Origin of the sequence: Streptococcus sanguinis (assembly GCF_003943655.1) — a bacterium.
Classification (GTDB): Bacteria; Bacillota; Bacilli; order Lactobacillales; family Streptococcaceae; genus Streptococcus; species Streptococcus sanguinis_F.
Genome location: NZ_RJMM01000054.1, coordinates 1 through 1,930 on the forward strand (window position 1 = coordinate 1; position 1,930 = coordinate 1,930).

Annotated in this window: 2 protein-coding genes and 7 tRNA genes; all 9 read right to left on the bottom strand. The window is 43.3% G+C overall.

From position 1 onward, the window contains the following. On the bottom strand, positions 1 to 221 hold a 221-nt coding region (mreD, locus tag D8886_RS11520; RefSeq protein WP_185761306.1), incomplete at its 3' end, for a rod shape-determining protein MreD. A gap of 1 nt (position 222) precedes the next feature. Next, positions 223 to 1,038 (bottom strand): rod shape-determining protein MreC, encoded by an 816-nt coding sequence (mreC, locus tag D8886_RS11525; RefSeq protein ID WP_125435772.1) that lies wholly within the window; start codon positions 1,036 to 1,038, stop codon positions 223 to 225. A 73-nt stretch (positions 1,039 to 1,111) separates the two neighbouring features. After that, positions 1,112 to 1,199, bottom strand: a tRNA-Ser gene (locus D8886_RS11530). A 9-nt stretch (positions 1,200 to 1,208) separates the two neighbouring features. Beyond that, positions 1,209 to 1,282: transfer RNA gene (locus D8886_RS11535), tRNA-Ile, on the bottom strand. A gap of 33 nt (positions 1,283 to 1,315) precedes the next feature. Beyond that, positions 1,316 to 1,386: transfer RNA gene (locus D8886_RS11540), tRNA-Gly, on the bottom strand. Between the two features lie 20 nt (positions 1,387 to 1,406). Next, a tRNA-Phe gene (locus D8886_RS11545) sits at positions 1,407 to 1,479 on the bottom strand. Positions 1,480 to 1,484: 5 nt separating this feature from the next. Next, positions 1,485 to 1,558: transfer RNA gene (locus D8886_RS11550), tRNA-Met, on the bottom strand. Positions 1,559 to 1,685: 127 nt separating this feature from the next. After that, positions 1,686 to 1,759 (bottom strand) — tRNA-Arg (locus D8886_RS11555). Between the two features lie 34 nt (positions 1,760 to 1,793). Then, a tRNA-Leu gene (locus tag D8886_RS11560) sits at positions 1,794 to 1,879 on the bottom strand. Positions 1,880 to 1,930: the final 51 nt, after the last annotated feature.

The following is a 1,930-nucleotide window of genomic DNA, read 5'->3' on the forward strand; positions in this document are numbered from 1 at the left end:
TAGTAAACATCGTAAATCACCCCCAGACAGCAAAACAAGATAATATTGTAGTTTCTAGAGAGGTTGATGGACACAAAAAGCATGAAAATAAAAATAAAATGACTGACTAAATGCCATTGTAAAGGCAGAATATTAGCCAGAAAAGTCGAAATCTGCCCGTCAATCAATAAAACAAAAAATAAAATAATAGGAGTCAAAAGATGTTCTTTAATATCTCTCATATCAGTTCCCTACCAACATTACAGCACGGATATCCGACAAATCAGCAGCCGGCTTAACCAGGACAATCTTGTTTAACTGATCCTTAGCCTCAGACACGGAAAGCACCTTACCGACAGGAATATTTTCTGCATTATAAGCGCCCAAGCCACTGGTTGCAACCTCATCTCCCTCTTTTATATCTTCAGCACTATTTAACTGACTGATGATATAAGCTGAGTTTTTTTCATCATATCCAGTTATAATCCCATAAACTGGACCAGACTTAGTTTGAATTCTAACAGAAATTTTAGTTGAGTTTTCCTCGTTAGTCAGTAGAGATACTAAGCTAGACTGACTACTAGTTTCAGAAACACTTCCGACTAGACCACCATTAGCGACTACTAGCATAGCATCAGTCACATTATCAGATTCTCCCTTGTCAATAGTCAGCTCATTTTTCCAGGATGCTGGCGTACGGGCAATCACTTCACTGGCAATTTGAACTTGATTTTTATCAGCCTCTTTAAATTCCAGAAGTTTTCGCAACTGCTCATTCTCATCTTCTAAGGAATCTGCCTTCCCAGCCTTTTCCTCAATCTCATAAAGATTTTTCTTAAGCTGCTGATTTTCTCTGTAAGTAGACATCAAATCTGACATTTCTTCTTTTTTATCAGCTACAAAAGCAAAAGGAGAACCAACGAGTCTATCTACCAATGAAATAATATTTGAAGTAGTTGATACAAACCAACTAGAAGAGGTAGATAAGATGAGTATCGTCATTGCAACAACTAATACAAAAAAAGAAATTAGAAATTTAGACTTTTTAAATCGATTCATCAGAAAAACCTCACTAAACAGGACAAGAAAGTATAAGAAAAGGAGATAGCAAATGCTAAACTCCTTATTCATACGGAGAATGGGGGATTCGAACCCCCGCGCCGGTTACCCGACCTAACGATTTAGCAAACCGTCCTCTTCAGCCTCTTGAGTAATTCTCCAATATTTTATGGGCACGAGTGGACTCGAACCACCGACCTCACGCTTATCAGGCGTGCGCTCTAACCACCTGAGCTACGCGCCCAAGTTCGAAAACTTGGTATGAACTTTCGTTCAAAGCGGGTGACGAGAATCGAACTCGCGACAACAGCTTGGAAGGCTGTAGTTTTACCACTAAACTACACCCGCATTTCCAATACGATAATGTATGGCGCGAGACGGAATCGAACCGCCGACACATGGAGCTTCAATCCATTGCTCTACCAACTGAGCTACCGAGCCAACTATTGCGGGAGCAGGATTTGAACCTACGACCTTCGGGTTATGAGCCCGACGAGCTACCTAGCTGCTCCATCCCGCGTCAATACTATTCGTCCCTAAGGAGGATGTGGGATTCGAACCCACGCACGCTTTTACACGCCTGACGGTTTTCAAGACCGTTCCCTTCAGCCGGACGAGCTACTTCCCGAACTTAAGTTATTACTTAATGCACCCTAGAGGAGTCGAACCTCTAACCGCCTGATTCGTAGTCAGGTACTCTATCCAGTTGAGCTAAGGGTGCTCATCTTCTTCCACTTCTGCCTCTTACAAGTCTATGCCGAGGACCGGAATCGAACCGGTACGATCGTTACCAATCGCAGGATTTTAAGTCCTGTGCGTCTGCCAGTTCCGCCACCCCGGCCGCCTCAAGCGAACGACGGGATTCGAACCCGCGACCCCCACCTTGGCAAGG